The 21,105-nt window shown below is 45.3% G+C and carries 16 protein-coding genes; 13 read left to right on the top strand and 3 right to left on the bottom strand.

What is annotated here, in order from left to right:
- Nucleotides 1–37: 37 nt before the first annotated feature.
- On the bottom strand, nt 38–2,203 hold the full coding sequence (locus ACYPWY_RS07515; RefSeq protein WP_459684824.1) for a hypothetical protein: 2,166 nt from the start codon (nt 2,201–2,203) through the stop codon (nt 38–40).
- Between the two features lie 165 nt (nt 2,204–2,368).
- On the opposite strand from ACYPWY_RS07515, the gene nikR reads away from it, so the two are divergent.
- Complete coding sequence (nikR, locus tag ACYPWY_RS07510; protein WP_459684823.1) at nt 2,369–2,791, top strand: nickel-responsive transcriptional regulator NikR; 423 nt, start codon at nt 2,369–2,371, stop codon at nt 2,789–2,791.
- A gap of 57 nt (nt 2,792–2,848) precedes the next feature.
- Nucleotides 2,849–4,756 carry a TonB-dependent receptor plug domain-containing protein gene (locus tag ACYPWY_RS07505; protein ID WP_459684822.1) on the top strand — a complete coding sequence of 636 codons (1,908 nt, stop codon included), beginning with the start codon at nt 2,849–2,851 and terminating at the stop codon, nt 4,754–4,756.
- 148 nt (nt 4,757–4,904) lie between these two features.
- Here the strand turns inward: ACYPWY_RS07505 and ACYPWY_RS07500 are convergent, their stop codons facing one another.
- Entirely contained in the window at nt 4,905–5,108 is a 204-nt protein-coding gene (locus ACYPWY_RS07500; RefSeq protein ID WP_459684821.1) for a hypothetical protein, read from the bottom strand.
- A 213-nt stretch (nt 5,109–5,321) separates the two neighbouring features.
- On the opposite strand from ACYPWY_RS07500, the gene ACYPWY_RS07495 reads away from it, so the two are divergent.
- The 9 genes from ACYPWY_RS07495 to rny all read left to right on the top strand — a co-directional run bounded on the left by ACYPWY_RS07495 (nt 5,322) and on the right by rny (nt 14,588).
- The gene (locus tag ACYPWY_RS07495) at nt 5,322–6,971 is read left to right on the top strand and encodes a rhamnogalacturonan acetylesterase (protein WP_459684820.1); all 1,650 of its coding nucleotides are present in this window, start codon (nt 5,322–5,324) and stop codon (nt 6,969–6,971) included.
- A 352-nt stretch (nt 6,972–7,323) separates the two neighbouring features.
- The gene (locus ACYPWY_RS07490; protein ID WP_459684819.1) at nt 7,324–8,247 is read left to right on the top strand and encodes a S66 peptidase family protein; all 924 of its coding nucleotides are present in this window, start codon (nt 7,324–7,326) and stop codon (nt 8,245–8,247) included.
- A gap of 32 nt (nt 8,248–8,279) precedes the next feature.
- A complete protein-coding gene (locus ACYPWY_RS07485) occupies nt 8,280–9,767 on the top strand; it encodes a potassium/proton antiporter (RefSeq protein ID WP_459684818.1) in 1,488 nt (495 codons plus the stop codon).
- Nucleotides 9,768–9,861: 94 nt separating this feature from the next.
- Nucleotides 9,862–10,014, top strand: a complete 153-nt coding sequence (locus tag ACYPWY_RS07480; protein ID WP_459684817.1) for a hypothetical protein — start codon at nt 9,862–9,864, stop codon at nt 10,012–10,014.
- Nucleotides 10,011–10,436 carry a type II toxin-antitoxin system VapC family toxin gene (locus ACYPWY_RS07475; RefSeq protein WP_459684816.1) on the top strand — a complete coding sequence of 142 codons (426 nt, stop codon included), beginning with the start codon at nt 10,011–10,013 and terminating at the stop codon, nt 10,434–10,436. The genes ACYPWY_RS07480 and ACYPWY_RS07475 overlap by 4 nt, the downstream gene beginning before the upstream one ends.
- A gap of 405 nt (nt 10,437–10,841) precedes the next feature.
- On the top strand, nt 10,842–11,417 hold the full coding sequence (locus ACYPWY_RS07470) for a superoxide dismutase (RefSeq protein WP_459684888.1): 576 nt from the start codon (nt 10,842–10,844) through the stop codon (nt 11,415–11,417).
- Nucleotides 11,418–12,244: 827 nt separating this feature from the next.
- Nucleotides 12,245–12,562, top strand: a complete 318-nt coding sequence (locus ACYPWY_RS07465) for a hypothetical protein (protein ID WP_459684815.1) — start codon at nt 12,245–12,247, stop codon at nt 12,560–12,562.
- A 15-nt stretch (nt 12,563–12,577) separates the two neighbouring features.
- Nucleotides 12,578–12,880: a cell division protein ZapA gene (locus tag ACYPWY_RS07460; protein ID WP_459684814.1), complete on the top strand. Its 303-nt coding sequence runs from the start codon at nt 12,578–12,580 to the stop codon at nt 12,878–12,880.
- A 169-nt stretch (nt 12,881–13,049) separates the two neighbouring features.
- The gene (gene rny / locus ACYPWY_RS07455) at nt 13,050–14,588 is read left to right on the top strand and encodes a ribonuclease Y (RefSeq protein ID WP_459684813.1); all 1,539 of its coding nucleotides are present in this window, start codon (nt 13,050–13,052) and stop codon (nt 14,586–14,588) included.
- A gap of 399 nt (nt 14,589–14,987) precedes the next feature.
- Here the strand turns inward: rny and ACYPWY_RS07450 are convergent, their stop codons facing one another.
- Complete coding sequence (locus ACYPWY_RS07450; protein ID WP_459684812.1) at nt 14,988–19,235, bottom strand: acyl-CoA dehydratase activase-related protein; 4,248 nt, start codon at nt 19,233–19,235, stop codon at nt 14,988–14,990.
- Nucleotides 19,236–19,669: 434 nt separating this feature from the next.
- Between ACYPWY_RS07450 and ACYPWY_RS07445 the strand changes: the two genes are divergently transcribed.
- Both ACYPWY_RS07445 and pth read left to right on the top strand, forming a co-directional pair.
- Nucleotides 19,670–20,248, top strand: a complete 579-nt coding sequence (locus tag ACYPWY_RS07445) for a 50S ribosomal protein L25/general stress protein Ctc (RefSeq protein ID WP_459684811.1) — start codon at nt 19,670–19,672, stop codon at nt 20,246–20,248.
- Between the two features lie 20 nt (nt 20,249–20,268).
- Nucleotides 20,269–20,832, top strand: coding sequence for an aminoacyl-tRNA hydrolase (pth, locus tag ACYPWY_RS07440; RefSeq protein WP_459684810.1), 564 nt, complete (start codon nt 20,269–20,271; stop codon nt 20,830–20,832).
- Nucleotides 20,833–21,105 lie beyond the last annotated feature (273 nt).

Raw genomic sequence — 21,105 nt, 5'->3', positions numbered from 1 at the left:
CGTAGGGGAGGCTTTAGATCCCCCCTACGGGGATGGGTTACGGCATCGGACATAATCCTTCGGCGCGTACCACCCATTTGCCGTTCTTCGGGAAACCCGGGGCGGCGCCTTCGGGCGCTCCATCCCAACCTCCGGCCATCAATCCGATAGCGTTGAGGAATGAACTGTTTACCGGCATATAAGCCGGGCATCCATCGGGCTCTGCCGGACGCCGAACGTAACCTTGCGGCATAAAACGGGCTTTGGGCGCTGCGTTGGTAACAATATCCACCGCCGTTTCATTCTCGCCAAGACGGGCAGCCGTATTGGCAGCCTGTCCCATTGCCCAGCTCACCCAACGGTCGAGGCCGTTCGGACTGCGCCGGTTTACTTCGTCGAATGTTGCACGCATAATACCAACGTCTATCAGAGGCGTTTCAGGTACATAACCAAGCGCGTATATCATGGAAGAAGGAACGCCTCCCTGTTTTTTATAAATATCCGGTTCGGTTTCCAATTCAACGTACTTCCCTTCCACCACCGTGGGTTTGGAGAGTTTTTTCAGAATGTCCGCCCAACGTGCATCGGGTTCCATGCCAAGGCGAATGCGCCATTCCTGCGCTGTTTGCAAACCATAGTACCAAAGCGCCAGTTCAAAAGTCGGGTTCCATGTTTCACTCTCCGATGAATTTTCGGACGAAGCTTTGAGTGGAGGCCCCAGCACATAGCGGTCGTTCGCCTTATCATAAGTGGCATACGACGACAAAAACTTGCCCGATTCCAGCACCATGTCTTTGTATTGCGCCAATGTTTCTTTTGTGGGTTTTGCCCGGTAAACAAGTTCACAAAGATAAATAGGATTGGGAAAATTCCAAATAATAAAGGGATTGATTCCACCCGGTGTCGGTCGGCCATCAATACCGGCCATTTTTGGCCAGCGGGCGCCTTCCCAACCTGTACTCTTCGCATCGGCCAAGGCCAACGGAAGTATTTTTTGATACCACGAAAGTCCTTTCTCGAGCAATTCGGCATGTCCAAACTGGTAAAAATGAGCAGAGTGAATCAAGTAAACCTCGGCATTGTGCTTGCCATACCAGGTAGGCGTAACAAGTCCACACTCCGAAGGCGGAAAACTACCTGCGTAATTAACCTTGAGCAAGTATTGCGATTGAACAATACGGCGTTCCAACTCAAGCGCACGCGGATCGGCGCTGAGCGACAGGTCAACCACCCCACCCTTTGTCCAATAATCCTTCCAGCCCTCTATGCTGGCCGTGCGAGTGTCCTCAAAAGAGGGTAATTTGTCCTCAGCAACTGCTTCAGGCGAAAATTCGCAGGAAAAACTCAGCAACCGGGTTTTACCGGCTTCGGCACGCAAGCGAAAATCGTGAGGAGCCACCTTCAGCAAATTGGCATTCCCGTTCCAGCCAATGGATACACTGTAAGCCGACGAATCAATCCGGCGCGAAAGAATCGCCGAATTCTTCGTTTGTTTGGCAACAACAGTCGTATGCGCTTCCGGCTGATCCCAAATGAGCGGCGGCCGGTTTTTCACGCTGGCCTTGTAGGCATACGGAAAATGAAACCGAACCTCCAGCTTTCCCGTCAGAAGCAATTCGGAGCGAACGGCTACCGAAACCAGGCTGCGATTGGGATGGGCAACGGTTTTCACCTCAACAGGCGTTCCATCGAGCGCATAATAACTCGACACTATCCCCGTCCACATATCGAGGCTTTGGTCGATTTCCACAATATCGTCCGGGCCGAGTTCGCGTCCATCATAAATAAAGGACAATTGACCCAGTGCGGCAGGATGCGGATTAATCCGGTAATACTGTCCGGCAGGCGTTTTTTCCTGAGCGGCAAAAGGGATTTTCCGTCCGTGAAAATCGTACAACTTCATCGTTTCCTCGAAGCGGTATCCCTCGGTATTGGGGAACGAGTGCCAGGCCCAAGCCGAAAGCGTTTCGGTGGGAATTCCTTTTTCCCAATACAATTGTTCGAAACATTGCAGGCCGGTTGCGCCCACCGTAAAGGCAAAATCGCCGTTTCCCACAGTCAATGCGCTTTCGGGGTCGAGCGAGGTAACATGTACCGAATGACGGCGAACAAGCGCTTCCCTGTCGATAGGTTTATCGCCGGGAGCCCCCCAAAGTCCGCAAGATAAAGAACTGCAAGCCAGCAACAGAAGGGTTGCAGTTGTTGATAAAAAAAATTTACTCATAGTTTTTTTTCAAGATGTTAGATTAATGTACCTGTTTCAAAGGTTTCGCCCTATAAAAAAGCTAGCCACAATATTAAGGTTTTTGTGCGAGAAATACAACTAATAAGGCATTTAAAAATAAAATTATACCTATATTTGTGCACGATTTTGTAAAAAAGTAACACCATGCCTGTATCACGTTTTGGCGTATCGTTGGAGAATGACCTGTTGGAGGCCTTGGACAATTATGTGTTAGTGAACAACTTTCCGAATCGTTCGCAGGCTGTCAGGCAGCTGATAGAGCGCAACATTGTGGAAAAAAAGTGGCAGTGCAACAACATTGTTGCAGGCGCTATTATTTTGGTATATAACCCCAACAAGCGCGATTTAATTGCTAAAATTGCCGGTATCCAACAAGATTATTGCCAGGATATTTTATCGGTGCAGCACTTTTTTATCTCCGAAACAATATGCTTCGACATTGTTGCCGTAAGAGGGAAATCGTACCGGTTGACCGAATTATCGGATAAATTAATTACCCGGAAAGGAATGCTGCACGGCAAGTTGATTATGACCCGGGCCGATGACGAATACCTGAACAACCGGTAATTATTTTTTTAACCATACAGTAACATGATTTTATAAATTCATAACACGATAATTTTTATGCATAAGAAACATTTATCTACCGTTGCTCTTCTGTTTGCCTGTTCGTTAGTAGCTAATGCACAGAGAGATACCCTTATCCTGAACGAGGTAGTAGTTACAGGCGCACGCACCGGAGTGAACCGGAACAATGTGCCCATGACCATTTCGGTTGTCAGCCGCGCCGAGATAGAAGAAAGCAGCGAATCGGCCTTGCTGCCGGTTTTGTCGGAACGGATTCCCGGCATGTTTATTACCGAGCGTGGCGTAACCGGCTTCGGCGTATCGTCGGGCGCATCGGGCGGTATCAGTATGCGCGGAGTTGGCGGTTCTCCCACCACCGAGGTATTGGTTTTGATAGATGGGCATCCACAATACATGGGGCTTATGGGGCACCACCTGCCCGATGCCTACGTGGCTTCGGATGTGGAAAAAGTGGAGGTGATACGTGGCCCCGGGTCTATCTTGTACGGGAGCAATGCCATGGGCGGCGTTATCAACATTATTACCCGCAAACAAAATCGTGATGGTTGGAATGCCAACGGACGGCTGATGTACGGGTCGCACAACACGCAGAAATACATGGCCAATGCCGGTCTGAGAAAAGGCAAATACGATGGTTTTGTCTCTATCAACCACGACCAAACAGACGGACACCGCGACAATTCGGATTTCAAAATCACGAATGGCTATGCACGGTCGGGCTATAATTTTTCGGAGAATATCAGGCTGTGGGGCGATGTGAGCATTGCATCCTACAAAGCCCTGAATCCGGGAACAATCAGCGCACCGGTGATTGATAATATTGCCGACATTCTTCGAGGAGTTGCTTCCGCCACACTCGAAAACCGGTCTGGACAGAATGACGGCGCATTAAAACTGTTCTATAACTGGGGCGAACACAAAATAAATGAGGGCTATCTAAAAAATGGCGGTTCTCCGCTACCTACTCGCTTCCACTCAAATGACCGGAATTTTGGAGCGCTGCTGTACCAGAACTTCCGGCCTTTCGAGGGGAATATTATTACTGCCGGGGTTGATTTTAAAAGCTTCGGCGGACGAGTGCTGACTGAATTTGTGAACGGAAGTCCCGATTTAACGGTTGTCGATACCACAATTTATGAAATTGCCGGATACCTGATAGTGCAGCAAACTTTATTTGAAAAACTGACCCTGAACGGCGGTTTGCGCCTCGACCACAACGAAGTAGCCGGCAGCGAATGGATTCCGCAAATAGGATTTGCCTACCGCCCGTGCAGCAATACAGTCGTAAAAGGCTCGGTGGCAAAAGGATTCCGCAATCCAACCATCAAGGATTTGTATTTGTTTCCACCGCACAATCCCAATCTAAAATCCGAACGCATGGTTAATTATGAATTGTCGGTTGAACAGAAGTTTCTTGACGGACGCTTATCAGCCGAATTCACCGGATTTATTGCCGATGGCAGCAACCTGATTGTAGTACAACCACCGCAGCCTCCCACGATACTGCATCCGCTGAACGTCAACACCGGCGACTTTCTCAACCGCGGAATTGAATTGGCTGTTAATTGGCACGCGACAAAAAACCTTTACCTGCACGGCAATTATTCCTACCTCGATACGGACAAAGCCCTGCTGTATGCGCCCAAGCACAAGGCATTTTTTTCGGCAAGCTATCATTTGCAAAAATGGAATATGAGCGCCGGTTACCAATTCGTTGACGAGGTGTATTCGTCCATAACAGCCGCTACGCCCATAGCGCCCGCCACATCAACAAAGAGTACATACGGCTTGCTGAATGCCAAGGTTTCTTATCGCCCTGTCAACTACCTCGATTTCTTTGTAAAAGGCGAAAACCTGACTGATAAGAAATACGAAATCATGAGCGGATACCCCATGCCGGGCTTTACGGTGCTGGGCGGAGTTAATATATCGCTAGCCCGGTAAATTGTCTTAGTTTGAATCAGCACACGGAAAACGCGGAAATAACGGAATAACACGGAATTTAGCTTTTATATCAAAAAGTAGGGGCGCGGCGTGCCGCGACCACTCCTCACTCCCAACTACTGTTTTTTGCGGGCTTGACTGAAAAGTTTTACTGCTTATGCCTTTCGGTAAAGTTGCTGATATGGGCAGGAGATTCCTCCCTTTGGTCGGAATGACGGTCTCCTTTTGGGGAGAGGGGATGAGGAAGTGGCGGCTTTGCCGCCACTTCCTCATCCCTTAAACCACTAACAGGCGAGTCATTCCGACCAAAGGGAGGAATCTCATCCGTAATAGTGGTTCTAAAAATTTTCATGCGTTTGCCATGGGCTCCGACCCGCAATGACAGAAATAAAAATAGTCGCGGCACGCCACGACCCTACTTTTGAACCTGTTTGTAGGGGCGCGATTAATCGCGCCCCTACGAAACCTGAAACTTTTTTTCAAAAAAACTTTAGTAAGACAGATAAACTATTTACATTTGTACGACATACACTAATTATTGTTACTTTGTTTAATTTTACAGTACATGAAAAAAACTATTTTTTGTTTATTATTTGCATCTGCACTGATTTGCCCTGCTGCTGATGCACAGAACACAACCGGGCAAAAGAAACAAACACAGGTAGTACCTCGCCCGTTGGAAGACGAGAACAAGGTGGTGGACAACACGCTCGACAGTCTGAATATTGTGATGACTGCCCGACCGGTAGCCGGTTCGTCTCGAAAGGGCGATAATCCTGTTTTGTTTTTAGTCGGCAATTCGACCATGCGTACCGGAACGAAAGGCAATGGCGATAACGGCCAATGGGGATGGGGATATTATGCCGGCGATTTCTTCGATCAGGATAAAATTACGGTCGAAAATCACGCATTGGGCGGTTTGAGCAGCCGGACATTTTACGAAAGTTTTTGGCAACCTGTGCTTGAGGGCATTCGCCCGGGCGATTGGGTGATTGTGGAACTGGGACATAACGACAGCGGCCCATACGATACGGGTCGTGCGCGCGCTTCCATTCCCGGCATCAGCAAAGATTCGATTGTTGTTACCGTTCAGGAAACAGGCGTGAAGCGGATTGTGTTTTCTTATGGCGAATACATGCGCAAATTTATACGGGAAACAAAGGCGAAAGGCGCGCATCCCATACTGATGTCTATCACTCCGCGCAATTCGTTCAATGCCGAAACAAAGAAGTTTAACCGTTCGACTACTCACGGCGTTTGGGCGAAACAAATTGCCGATGAAATGGGCGTTCCGTTTATCGACCTCAACGATATTAGCGCCTCGAAGTATGACGTTTTTGGGCCGGAAAAGGTGAAATATATGTTCTACCTTGATGGCATTCATACCAGCGCTTTTGGTGCATACGTCAATGCCGAATCGGCTGCATCGGGCATCCGCAGTTACCAGGGATTGGCGCTGACCTCGTTCCTGAAACCGGCAAAAGCGCCTTATGACAGCCCGAAGAGGGTTGGGAACAAGCCCGTGCTTTTCACCATCGGCGATTCTACGGTACGAAATGCCGATAAAAACGATGACGACATGTGGGGATGGGGAAGTGTGATTCAACGCTTCTTCGACGAAAATAAAATAACGGTGGATAATCAGGCGATGGCCGGCAGAAGCACCCGCACTTTTTTGGATGAAGGTCGTTGGGATAAGGTATATGAAGCGCTTCGCCCGGGCGATTTTGTGCTGATTCAGTTTGGACACAACGATGGCGGCCCTGCCAATACCAAACCTGCACGCGGCGTACTGAACGGTACGGGCGAGGAAAGTGTGGTGCTGCGGATGGAAGCGACCGGCAAAAATCAGGTGATTTATACTTTTGGCTGGTATCTCCGCAAATTTATCAGGGATGCCAAGGAAAAAGGCGCTATACCGATTGTTCTCAGCCATATTCCACGTAATCAATGGACGGATAACGGCAAAATTATACGCAACACAACGACCTACGGCATCTGGACAAAAGAAGCTGCCCGTCAGACAGATGCGTATTATATCGACCTGAACGCCATTTCAGCCGCCAAACTCGACAAGCTGGATAAGGATACGGTATCGACTTACTTTAAGAACGACCACACACATACATCCCTGAAAGGTGCGTTGCTCAATGCACAAAGTATAGTAGATGGATTAAAAACCTCCACTATTCCGCTGAAGGATTATTTGAAGTAAAATCAAACTATTTTTTCGGTCGCGGCGTGTCGCGACCGAAAAAATAATGTAGGGGCGAAACATTTTCGCCCTTTTTCTGTGTCTGTCATTGCGGGCTCCGACCCGCAATCTCCCAAGCATGGGCGCCCATGCCATACCCGCCCAATACACAGAGAACGCGAATTACGCAGATTACGCAAATAAACCACTATATCTTTTTCTTATTTAATTGAAGTTCAACAATAAATAAATTGCAATAATTCGCGTAATCTGCGTTCAAAAATACTTTCGAGACAGTTCCCTACAATATTGAACCAATTTCTGCACAATAATTTAATCAAAAATTCATACCTTTGTTAAATTATTGGGAAGTATGGTTCAATATCTTATTCCACAGCCTTTAAAGGAAGGCGATAAAGCTGTAATAGTATCTCCTTCGGGCAATATAGATAGTTTGTATATTGATAAGGCAAAGTCTGTTCTCGAAGAATGGGGCTTGCGCGTAGAGGTGGCGGCGTATGCGCGTGGCCACAACGGACGTTTTGCCGGAACGGTTGAGCAACGCTTAGCGGATATTCAAACGGCAATGGATGATGCCGGTAATCGCCTGATATTTTGTTCGCGGGGTGGTTACGGCGTGGTGCATTTGCTGGAGGGTTTGGATTTCCGGAAGTTGAAGGCATCTCCCAAATGGCTTGTTGGATATAGCGATATAACAGCGCTGCATCAGGCATTTTTGTGTCATGGAATGGCATCGTTACATGCTCCGATGTGCAGGCATTTATCCGAAAATGAAGGCGATAAATCTTCAATGTATCTGAAAGAGATACTTTTCGGACAGATTCCCCGTTACGTGGTCGAAAGTCATCCGCTGAACCTTGAAGGTGTTGCCGACGGTACTTTGTTTGGCGGTAATCTGGCAGTCTTTTGCAGCCTTTTGTCAACCAATCAGTTGACGATTCCTTCGGATGGCATTTTGTTTATAGAGGACATTGGCGAACGCGCCTATCAAATCGACCGGATGATGTGGACACTAAAACTGTCCGGCATTTTCGACCGGATAAAGGGCCTGGTAGTAGGTAGCTTTACCGATTGCGCCGAAGACCCGCTGATGTACCGCCCTGTTTACGAATCAATCAGAAGCGTTGTAGAAAAGCGGCCTATTCCTGTAGCCTTCGGGTTTCCGGTTGGGCATACCAAGGATAATTATCCAATGCTACATGGCGGAAGCACGAAGTTGGTTGTAACAGATAATAAAGTAGAATTAATTCTCAATTCTCAATTTTCAATTGCCTAAGGGCGAACGTTGTTTCTCAATTAAAAAGAACTATGGGTGTCGAATTTTTTCTTTTGTTATTGTCATTGTTGTTTTTTATAAGCATCTCGGTAGGGAAAATAGGCGGGCGTTTTGGCGTTCCGGCCTTGTTGCTTTTTATTGCAGTCGGAATGGCTTTTGGTAGCGGTGGTATCGGCATTATTCAGTTCAACGACCTGAAAGTAGCCGAAACAATTGGCACGGTTGCATTGTGCATCATCCTTTTTTCGGGTGGCCTGCAAACCAAAATGGAAGATATTAAGCCGGTTATTGCACAAAGTATTGTGTTGGCAACGGTCGGCGTGCTGATAACGGCATTCGTAATGGGTTTCTTTGTCTGGTGGCTTTGCGGACAAATGATTCCGGCTGCCGGCATAGGCTTAATGACAGCCTTGTTGTTTGCATCTTGCTTGTCATCAACCGACTCGGCTTCGGTTTTTGCCATACTGGGTTCAAAAGGTGTCAGACTAAAAAATAACCTGACCCCAACCCTTGAGGCAGAAAGTGGAAGCAACGACCCGATGGCTTATGTACTGACAATTACATTTATAAGTATAATACAAGAAAGTACGGATGATTTTCTTCTCCTGCCCGTAATAGGTTCAATATTATTGCAATTGATTCTCGGTACGATTGCCGGATACGGAATAGGTAAGCTTGCTGCCTACGTGCTGAATAAAGTCAGGATTGGCAATGAGGCTTATTATCCGATTCTGTTGCTGACCTTTTGTTTGTTTATTTTTTCGTTCACACACTTTATATATGGCAACGGTTATCTGGCTATCTATGTTTCGGGCTTTGTCATCGGAAATTCAAAATTTGCCAATAAGCGTTCGTCTATCCGGTTTTTCGATGCCTTGTCGTGGCTCAGTCAGATTTCGGTGTTCCTGATGCTCGGATTACTTGTGAATCCGCAGGAATTATTGCCGATAGCGGCGATAGGACTTGTTGTCGGCTTCTTCCTTATTTTTATAGCCCGTCCGTTGTCCGTGTTTTTGTGCCTTATCCCATTCCGGAAAATAAGCTTTAAAGATAAAGTATTTATTTCCTGGGTTGGATTGCGCGGAGCGGTGCCGATTATTTTCGCCATCTATCCGTTGACGGCAGAGGTTCCTCACGCTCATTTTATTTTCAATGTGGTGTTTTTCATCACCCTGCTCTCGTTATTGCTGCAAGGAACGTTGATAAATACGGTTGCCCGCTGGCTGGGACTGGTCAATGAAACGAAAACAAGGAAGAAATCGAACGAGTTTGAACTCGAAATGTCGGAGGACATAGGCTCCGTTACTTCCGAAATGGTGTTGGAAGAAGATGCGTTGGCGCATGGCAGCCGGTTGATGGACTTACCCTTACCGGCAGAAGCCCTGGTTGTTATGGTAAAACGCGGAGAGGATTATTTTATACCGAAAGGCAAAACCGAAATGCGAAAAGGCGATAAACTGCTCATAGTCGCCGATAACAAAAAGACGCTGGAAAAGACTTATAAATCGTTGCACGGGTAGGAAGAAAGGAGGTATTCTCACTCTATCAGAATTTAAAGACTATTTTGAAATTCCCGAAGAATAACTTATCTTTGTATAAGTAGAACATACAGCTATGGAAAAAGTAAAAGAACAAAAAGTAAGAGCCAAGAAGGTAAAAGAAAAATACCAAAATCAGAATGATTTGCCTCCGGGTAGATTAACTGACTTCATTAAAAAATTTCCTGATGGTATTATTAGAGTATTGGATGAATCTGTGTTCGTATGAAACGTTATTATATAGATACTAATATCTTGATAATGTTACTTGATTCTCAGCCTAATAAACGATTATCTCGTCGCGTCTATGATATATTGAATGATTACGGAACTGTTATTTTTGCGAGTTCTGTTGTAATCATGGAGATTTTTTATTTGTTCAAGCGTGGCAAAATAGATGAATTACGTAAATATAAGTCATTTGAAGATTTACTTAAGGACATTAATCGACTCATAGAGGAAGTCGTTTATTTTGATAAGCCTCATATGGATTTATTTTATTCCATCGACTTGTTAGATAAGGATTTAGATTATAATGACTTGATGATACTTACTCAAGCTATCAAAGAAAAAACTCCTCTTATTACTAATGACCATCACTTTGAACCTTACGAGGATACCTACAAATTGAAACTTATTCCAAACTATTAAAAGCCCCTCCAACCTCCCCGCAGGGGCAGGGCAAACGCATGAAAAATTTTACTGCTTATGCCTTTCTGTAAAGTTGCTGATATGAGCAGGAGATTCTTTCCTTTGGTCGGAATCTCATCCGTAACAGTAGTACTAAAATTTTATATAAAATTGAACCCGAAACCTTCATCTATCAGCTCTTAGAAAGAATCTATTAAGATTTCGCATAAAATCTAAAACATATTCGCGTTTGGAACGTTTAATAAATAAAGAGTAGATAATCAAAATCACACATTTATGAACAGAAAAAGAATTATATTGGCAATCGTATCGGTCTCTTTCCTTTCTGTAGGGCCGATATTGGCTCTGGACAACAGCAAAGAATCCAACAATAATAATAGTACTAACAATAAAAACGAACGAATCATGAAATTTGAATTACCTCAACTGCCCTACGCAGCAGACGCATTAGAACCGGTTATCAGCAAACAAACCATCGACCTCCATTACGGAAAGCATTTACAGACCTACGTTACCAACCTGAATAAACTGGTAGAAGGTACAAAATTTGAAAATGCCGCACTCGAAACCATCGTGAAAGAAAGCGAGGGCGCCATCTTCAACAACGCCGGTCAAACCCTGAACCACAACCTGTACTTCCTGTCGTTCAGCCCCAAAGGCGGTGGCGAACCAACAGGTAAATTGGCCGAAGCCATCAACAAACAATGGGGCTCGTTTGAAGCATTCAAGGCCGAATTTACCGCTGCCGGAGTAGGTTTATTCGGTTCGGGCTGGGTATGGCTGGCCAAAGATGCCAGCGGCAAACTCAGCATCGAAAAAGAAGCCAATGCCGGCAACCCCGTAACAAAAGGCCTGACCCCAATACTCGGTTTTGACGTATGGGAACACGCCTATTACGTTGATTACCAAAACCGCCGGGCCGATCACCTGGCCGAAATATGGAAGATTTTGGACTGGGAAGTGATTGGAAAACGGTATTAAAAACAGCCCCCTAATCCCCCGAGGGGGAGTTTCTATAAAAAAGCAACCTTTTGGGTTGCTTTTTTTGTTCGGGTAAGATTTTCTACATTCAATGTTCTAATTTCACGTCAACCTTCAAAAAAATATTTCCAAACGGGTACAACTTCAATATCTCCTGATAGCTGTTCCTGATTGTAGGTAATAATTGTTTTCCGAATTACTTTTAGCTCCTATATACAGTAAATATTCTAATTGCAGTTAGTAAAACCATGTATTTTCGCTAACTTTATGTTACAAAGATACGCAAAGACACAAAGCTACAAAGTCGCTGCTTTCATTCCGTTAGGAATGATTCGCTCGGTAGAAAAAATCAGCGCAGTATAGCCTCACACATTCCGTAGGAATGTATCCTGTTGGCTATTTGGGGATGCATTCCTACGGAATGCGGGATAATTTGGCATCATACTGTTTTCTACCGAGCGGTAATCCCTAACGGGATTCTTTGTTTTTTAATTGAGTGTAAGCTATTTACAGTCAACATATTTTTAAGGATGGTACTTTTTTTCCAATAAATGCCGATTTATGCCACCCCAGCTGTAAGCCCAGCATAAAGATATGTTGCCCCTTTCAGGGCGCAAAATGATGTGCTGATGTGAATAATGAAATTGTTGTCGCTTTGCGCCATCAACACATTGGCTCTCTTTCTCAACGCGCTGTGTTGGGCTGGGTTATTTAAGGCTTTCAGCCTTGGTCTCCCAATTGATTTTGGATAGCCTTAACAATCTGTAACAAAAAGCCGAATTATTAGTCTTTATAATTTTGTTTATTCATAATCTATCCTTACTTTTGTGAAGAGTTTTATATTGTTTATGGCAGGCACTCAGGAGAAATTACTCGCTGAATTTGAGGACAGGATGAAGCAACTGATTGCTCTTTGCGATCTCCTGAAGCATCAAAATGTTGCTTTGCGGGATGAGGTGAACGAAAAGAACAAAATCATCGCGTCTTTGAGTCAGGAAGCCGGACAATTAAAAACACAGTACGATAACCTGCGATTTGCGAAAGCCTTTGCATCGGGTAGCAAAGATGATATGCAAAATGCAAAGCAGCGGTTATCACGATTAGTGCATGATGTCGATAAATGTATTGCATTGTTGAAAATATAGTAGTGAAAACAAGCAATGGCAATAAATGAGCACATAGAGTTTACAGTACAGCTTGCGGGAAGACCATATACACTGAAAGTCAAAAGAGACGAGGAGGGGCATATCCGTAATGCGGTAAAAGTAATAGACCGGAAAATAAATCAGTATAGAAATCATTTTTCGGGTGCCGAACAAAAGGAATTGGAAGAGTTGGATTATGTAAATATGACGTCTATTCAGGCAATGTCTGAAAATGTCGTCCTTGAGTTGAAGAATAAAATGTTTGAAGATAAAATCAAGGCGCTGACGCATGAGCTTGATGAATATTTGAAAAGCTAAGGTTCTTATTTTTGCATAAGAAATAATTTTTATAAAAGACATTACGCATTAATCAACAGGCCGGAGTTTGTAACAAGCCTATTGATTGGTGCGCTTTTTTTATAGTAATATCGTAACTAAAAACAAATATAAATCAATTAATCAGAGAATAATAACATACAATAAAAATATGGAAATAACAGGAATAATAATAGCAATTGTAAGCTTTGTGGCCGGAGTCGCGCTTACATGGATTGCGCTATCGGCAGTATCGAAATCGAAATACCAGAGGATAGTGAAGGACGCTGAAAAAGAAGCGGAAGTAATAAAGAAAAACAAGCTGCTCGAAGTGAAAGAGCAAGCGCTCCAGATGAAGTCGGAATTTGAAAAGGAAGTAAATTCCAGAAATTCTAAACTGCAATCGTTCGAGGCCAAGTTCAAACAACGCGAACAAAGTCTGAATCAGAGACAGGAAGAGTTGCAACGCCGTAAAAACGAGGTAGAAGCAGTAAAGGAAAATCTGGATACCCAACTCGAAATAGTTGACAAGAAAAAACAAGACCTCGAAAGACTGCACAAACAAGAAATCGACCGCCTGGAAGCCCTGTCGGGTTTGTCGGCGGAAGAGTTGAAAGAGAAGCTAGTCGAAGCCTTGAAGGATGAAGCGCAAACCGGCGCTCAGTCCTACATCAACGAGATAATGGAAGAGGCGAAGATGACAGCCAATAAAGAGGCGAAGAAAATTGTCATTCAATCAATTCAGCGTGTTGCCACCGAAACCGCTATCGAAAATGCAGTTACGGTATTCCACATCGAATCGGATGAAATAAAAGGACGCATTATCGGTCGCGAAGGCCGTAATATCAGGGCATTGGAAGCAGCCACAGGCGTCGAAATCATTGTGGACGATACACCCGAAGCCATTGTACTTTCGGGCTTTGACCCCGTAAGACGCGAGATAGCCCGTTTGGCATTGCACCAGTTGGTAGCAGACGGACGTATCCATCCCGCCCGCATAGAAGAGGTGGTAACAAAAGTGCGCAAGCAAATTGAAGAAGAAATTATAGAAACAGGGAAACGTACCACCATCGACCTAGGTGTACACGGTTTGCATCCCGAGTTGATTCGCCTGGTAGGTAAAATGAAATACCGTTCGTCTTACGGACAAAACCTCTTGCAACATGCGCGTGAAACGGCCAATCTGTGTGCTGTTATGGCAGCAGAACTGGGCTTGAACGTGAAAAAAGCGAAACGCGCCGGATTACTTCACGACATAGGTAAAGTGCCCGACGACGAACCGGAATTGCCACATGCACTGCTGGGGCTGAAACTTGCCGAAAAATACAAAGAGAAACCCGATATTTGCAACGCGATAGGCGCTCACCACGACGAGGTTGAAATGACCAGCTTGCTCGCTCCTATCGTTCAGGTATGTGATGCCATTTCCGGCGCACGTCCGGGCGCCCGCCGGGAAATTGTGGAAGCCTACATCAAACGCCTCAACGACCTCGAACAACTGGCGCTGTCGTACCCGGGCGTATTGAAAACCTACGCTATTCAGGCCGGACGCGAGTTGCGCGTTATTGTTGGCGCCGATAAAATTAGCGATTTGGAAACCGAAACCTTGTCGAATGAAATAGCCAAGAAAATTCAGGATGAAATGACCTATCCGGGACAGGTGAAAATAACTGTTATCCGCGAAACCCGTGCGGTAAGTTTTGCCAAGTAAGGCTTAAATAGAGATAATAACGAAAGCGTTTGTCGCGTTAGCACGCCGATGACGCAGATTCAACAGATAAACGCAGATTATTAATTATCTTAATAATCTGCGTTTATTAATTAAATGTAGGGTCGTGGCGTGCCGCGACCAATACTCCTCACCCCCAGCCCCTCTCCACCTTGGAGAGGGGAGTTTGTCATTGGCACAAGTTGCAAACTTGCGCCAAACGAGGGGGATGACAACTATTCAGCACAGAAGACACAAAACATAGGAACGCAAATTACGCGGATTACGCAAATTTTCGCAATTTATATATTGTTTAAAATCAGTCAATTCATAAAATTATTTGCGCGAATTCGCGTAATCTGCGTAATTTGCGTTCAAAAATACGTTTAACACAGCCCCTACTTATTGTATCATAAAATGTAACCTGTTTTGGATATTTACATCGGCAATACCGCCGTCAATATCGAGGTACAACAGGTTCATATCGGGATAGACGCCTTTTAGTCGTTTTTCGATGCCTTTAGCTACAATGTGATTGGCAATGCAGCCGAAAGGTTGGATGCAGACTACTTTATTTATTCCTTTGCGGGCATAGTGGGCAACTTCTCCGGCAACCAGCCAGCCCTCGCCAAACTGGTTGGAAAGGTCGATGATTTCGGAGGCGGCTTCTGCCTTTGCATAAATTGATTCGGAAGGGGTATAGAAGCGGAAGTCTCTCATTATTTTTTCCACTTTCCTTATTTTCCGGTTCAGATAACCCCAAATCAGGGGTTTCAACGATTTTTCAAACAAACTGGTTTCTACCAGCCCATTTTTTGTGTTGACTTCCTTGTTTACAAAGAATTGCATCATGAAATCGACAATGGGCGGCGTAACCACTTCAACCTCTTTCGACCTCAGCCAATCGGATATAAAGGCCTGTCCATAGTTGTTGTATTTGATGTATATTTCGCCAATCAGCCCCACTTTTGTCAGTTCACGGTCGTGTATCGGGATGTTGTTGAAATCGGCCACCGCTTCTTTCAGCAAACGGAGAAGGGTTTTGTGGTCGTTCGCTTTCACGGCATCAATGCCCCGTTCGATATAAAAATCGAACACTTCCTGCGCCGAACCTTTTTTCTTTTCCCTCACGCTGATTGATGAATGCATCTGCTGCAACGAATCGCCGTAAAGTATTATGTAGCAGGCGATTTTCATGATCTTTTTCCACTCCAGCTTAAATTCCGACTGCTCATTCTGGTAGGTTGTTCCCGACGAAAGAGCCACGATTGGAATGTCATTGAACCCGGCCACATTCAGGGCGTATTTTATTTGCCCCAAATAGTTTGTGGCACGGCATTGCCCTCCTGTTTGCGTCATTCCCAGCACTATATCCTGCAAGTCGTAGTTGCCCGATTGCAGGGCTTGTATAATATCGCCGATGACGAGGGTCGCCGGATAGCAAACTTCGTTATTGCTGTACATCAGGCCTAAATCGGCTGATATTTTATTTGTCTTCGGCAGGTTTTCGGCTTTGTAGCCTAACAGTCCGGCCAAAGTAGGCACAAAGGGCGACAGAAAATCGGCGAACCAAGGAATCAACAATGTTTTCTTCCGGTCTTCTTTCCGGTAAACGCGCGTATAGCCCTGGTAGGATTTGGGTTCCTTGAACTCGCTTTTGCTCAAGGCCTTCAACGATTCCACCAGCGACCGGAGGCGCAACCTGATTGAGCCCGGACTGGCGATTTCATCAATGCGAATCACCGTGATATTTTTACCGGCATCCTTCAATATGCCACGGGTTTCGTCCATGAAGAACGAATCGGGGCCGCAACCGAACGAATTTAGTTGTATCAATTGTACATTCTGCGGCATTCGGGCTACTTCCATAGCGGCTTGCACCACCCTGTTGGGATACGACCATTGCGAAACAATATTCAGTTTGCTAAAGCCTTCGCTTTCGGGTTTGCGGAATACATCGTCCGTGAGTACAATCGCGCCCAAATCGGATAATATCTGCCCTACTTTTTGGTGGATAAGCGGGTCGGTGTGATAGGGTCTTCCGGCTACCACAAACACCATCTCGTTGTCTTCGATGGCTTTATCCAGTATTTCTTTCTGGCCCTCTCCCAGTTGTTTTTTTATTTCGCGTTTTGCCGACAAGGCTTTTTCAAAGGCATTCTCAAATGTGTTACGCGATACGCCTAAGCCCGACAGGTAATGGTATGCTGCTTTTTTCAGCGACCGTTCGTTGCTGAACGTAATAACCGGCTTATCGAAAGGAACGCCGTATTTTTCTTCGGGGTCGATAGCGCTTCGTATAACTTCGGGATAACCGCTCACCACCGGACAGTTAAACGAATCGGACGAATTGCCGAATTCTTTTTCTTCTTTTGGTATGATTGGGTAAAATATCCGGTCAACCTTTTGGTCGATAAGCGATAGTATGTGCCCGTGGGCAAGTTTTGCCGGAAAACAGATATTATCCGACATCACGCTCCCGATGCCCTTTTGATAGAGGCTGAACGTGGATTCGGGCGATAAGCGCACATTGAATCCCGATTCGGAGAGGAGGGTATGCCAAAACGGATAGTTGTCGAACATATTCAGGACGCGGGGTATTCCGATTGTTTTCCCTTTTTGGATATTATCGGGATTTATTTCTGTGTTGAAAAGAATCTCGTTTTTATCGTCGAAGGCATTGTATCCGGCTTTGCGCGAATGATTGTTGGCGTTGAAGAATATCTTTTCGCACTTGTTACCCGCATAGCTAACGTTGCCATTGTTGAACTTAAACCTCAATACCGTACAATTATTCGTACAGCCTTTGCACTGCAATTCGCGGCTGTCTATCAATTCCACATCCGGCAGGTTTTGTTCGCCGGCAAAGCTGGTTTGCGACTGGTATTTCTGCTGCAATTTCTTGGCATACAAGGCCGCGCCCAAGGCGCCCATCAATTCGGGATGGTCGGTAGAACTCACCGATTTGCAGGAGAGCAGTTCCAGTGCGCGGTAAACGGCATCGTTGCGAAATGTTCCGCCCTGAACGACTATATGATCGCCCAAATCGTTGAGATTGGATATTTTAAGTACTTTGAACAAGCAATTCTTGACCACCGAGTAAGCCAATCCGGCGGCAATATCGTCCATACCGGCATTCTCTCGAAGCGACTGTTTCACTTTCGAGTTCATAAACACGGTGCAGCGCGAACCCAAATCGCAGGGGTATTTCGACAGGCAGGCATTTTTCGAAAACTCGTCGAGGCTCATGCTCATGGTCGATGCAAAATTTTGCAGGAACGACCCGCATCCAGCCGAACAAGCCTCGTTCAGCTCTATGTTTGAGATAACGCCATTTTCGGTAAAAATAGACTTAATATCCTGTCCGCCAATGTCGAGGATAAACGAAACATTCGGATCGACATACTGTGCGCCCGAAAGATGCGCCATGGTTTCCACTATGCCATAATCGAGGTTCAGCGCCGATTTAATAAGGTCTTCGCCGTATCCGGTGGCAGCGGATGACACGAAATTGTATGAGATGTTTTCCGCTTTGGCCTTGTCGAAGAATTGCCTCAATCCTTCGATGGCTTTTTTCAGCGGATTGCCCTCGTTGCTGTCGTAAAATTTGTAGAGAATATTGGCTTCGGTGTCCATCACAACAATTTTGGTGGTGGTAGAACCGGAGTCTATGCCGAGGAAACAATCGACAGTTTTATTCGCTTCGGGCTGTTTGAATGAAAGATGTTTTATTTTCCGTTCCTTCTTCCAGGCCTTGTATTTCTGTTCGCTCTCGAACAGGGACGAAAGCGAATTTTTTTGTATCTGTACCGATTGCGACAGGCTTTCGATAAGCGCTGCCGGCGAAGTTAACACCGTGTTCTCGTCCCGATAAAGGGCGGCGCCCCATGCCGGAAAGTATTCGCCGTTTTCGGGCACAATAAGGTCGGATTCTTCTATTTTCAGTACATTTTTAAATGCCTCTCTCAATGCCGGTATAAAAGTCAGCGGGCCGCCGATGCAGAGAATTTTGGGCAGTATATCGTAACCCCGCGCCAGCGAAGTCATTGTTTGCAACGCCACCGCATGAAGTATGGAGGCCGAAATATCGGCAATAGGAATATTGCGGCTGATAAGATTCTGAACGTCCGTCTTGGCAAAAACGCCACAACGCGAGGCAATAGGATAGATTTTTTCGTATTTCAGCGCTTGCTCTCCCAGCTCTTCGATGGAGATATGCATCAGGTTGGCCATTTGGTCGATAAAAGCGCCTGTTCCGCCCGCACAACTGCCGTTCATCCGGATGTCGGGATGCCTGTTTTGCTTGAAGAAAACCATTTTTGCATCCTCGCCGCCCAAGTCAATCAGCGTACGAGTCGAAGGGTAAATATCATTCACTACCTCCACGGCAGCCACCACTTCCTGTATGAAGGAAGTTTTAGTACGTTCGGCAATACCCATCCCTGCCGAGCCTGTAATATTGATAAAAAACTCGACATCCGGGAACAGGTTGATAACTTTCTCAACCTCCTCTACAAAAGTTTGTTGTATGTTAGCCTGATGCCTTCTGTATGCTTTGTAAACAGTTTGGCAAGATTCATCAAGGATTACAATTTTAATGGTAGTCGATCCGGCGTCAACTCCCATTCTATATTGCATCTTATTTTGCATAACGATTCTTAGAATTATATGCGACAAAGATACTCAAAAAAGTTCAAAGTTCAAGGTCTCAGGTTCAAAGTTCAAAGTTCAAGGTTTCAGGTTCAGAGTAGGGTCGTGGCGTGTCGCGACCGCGCAGAAAGCTTGGGTGTAGGGGCGAACCTGCGTATTCGCCCCCAAATTGTTTGTAGGGGCGTATCGAATACGCCCATATTCGTATGTATGCAAATTACATATTTGTCGCAGCCCATTCGCGGCAGCGGGCGTATGCCATGCGCCCCTACATTATCATATTGGCACATTATTCACATTGACAGATTTTCTCTTTAAAATTATTTTCACTTCCGATTTTTTTACCTACCTTTGCACCGCTTTTGAAAGCCCGTGTGATGGGAGATAAGGAAGCATAAATCCTTAGTTTTGAGTAACACAATTAAAAATTAAAAATGAAAACATTTGAATTAAAAGGCGCTAAAAGAGATGGCGTTGGAAAAAAAGCAGCAAAAGCTTTCCGTAAAGAAGGCTTGATTCCTGCTGTTATTTATGGTGGGGAAACTACCGAAGCTATCCATTTTACTGTAAGTCAGGCCGATGTCCGTAAACTGATTTACACGCCGGAAATATTCCTTGTGAACCTTACAATTGGCAAGGAAAACGTTAAAGCAATATTGAAAGATATTCAGTTTCATGCTGTAACAGATGAAATTCTTCATATCGACTTCTTGCATGTGTTTGAAGATAAACCAATCATTATTGAAGTTCCTGTTGAACTTGAAGGACTTGCCGAAGGGGTGAAAGCCGGGGGTAAATTGTCGTTGGACGTGCGCAAACTGAAAGTAAGGGCTTTCTACAAAGATATTCCCGAAAAATTGCGTATCAGCATCGCTCATTTGTCGCTTGGAAAATCTATACAGGTTGGCGAATTGAGCTTCGACAAGCTCGAATTGCTGAACGCGAAAAATGCTGTGGTATGCCGCGTACAATTGACCCGTGCCGCAAGAGGGCTTGCAGCTAAAGCTAACTAATCAAAAGATTATTGGTTTGAATGAAATACTTGATTGCCGGTTTGGGTAATATTGGTTACGAATACGAATATTCCCGCCACAACATAGGATTCAGAGTATTGGACGCTTTAGCTAAAGCGTCCAATATTGTTTTTAGTGACAAACGCTATGGCGCTGTGGCCGAAATGAAGCTAAAAGGACAGACACTTATTCTGCTCAAACCTTCTACTTTCATGAACCGGAGCGGTAATGCGGTGCGCTATTGGTTGCAGCAGGAAAACATACCGCTCGAAAACCTGTTGGTGGTTGTCGATGATTTGGCCCTGCCATTCGGCGCCTTACGCCTTAAAGGGAAGGGGAGCGATGCCGGGCACAACGGCTTAAAGGATATTCAGACGCTGTTGAACACGCAAAACTACGCCCGCCTGCGCTTCGGCATAGGAAACGACTACCCAAAGGGCCTGCAAGCCGACTATGTATTGGGCAATTTTTGGAAAGAAGAAGAAGAACTTTTGCCCGAACGCCTCGAAGTATGTGCCGAAATTATTAAAACCTTTTGCCTCGCCGGATTGCAGAATGCAATGAACCAGTATAATAACAAATGAGAATAATGAGTTTGGGCAGAATTATAGACGATGCGTGGTTATCATCTTCTCGTCAGCAGGATTTGTAATCTGGTGGCGGTTAGGCATATAAGGATTTTCGATTCGATTGAAAAATGATTTTCGGCTTATTTAATTGATTGTTAATATTGCCCCCACTGGCAACGTCCTGATGAGAGAAAACCACAATTTTCCAAACTGGCGCTACCCTGATTTTTATGACATTTATTGTCCGAGTAGCCAAAATATGAGCAATTCGGAACATAACCACCGCGA

The sequence above is a fragment of the Viscerimonas tarda genome, from assembly GCF_054601255.1.
The sequence above is the reverse complement of the archived record's forward strand: the minus strand, read 5'-3'. Positions and strand labels throughout refer to the sequence as shown.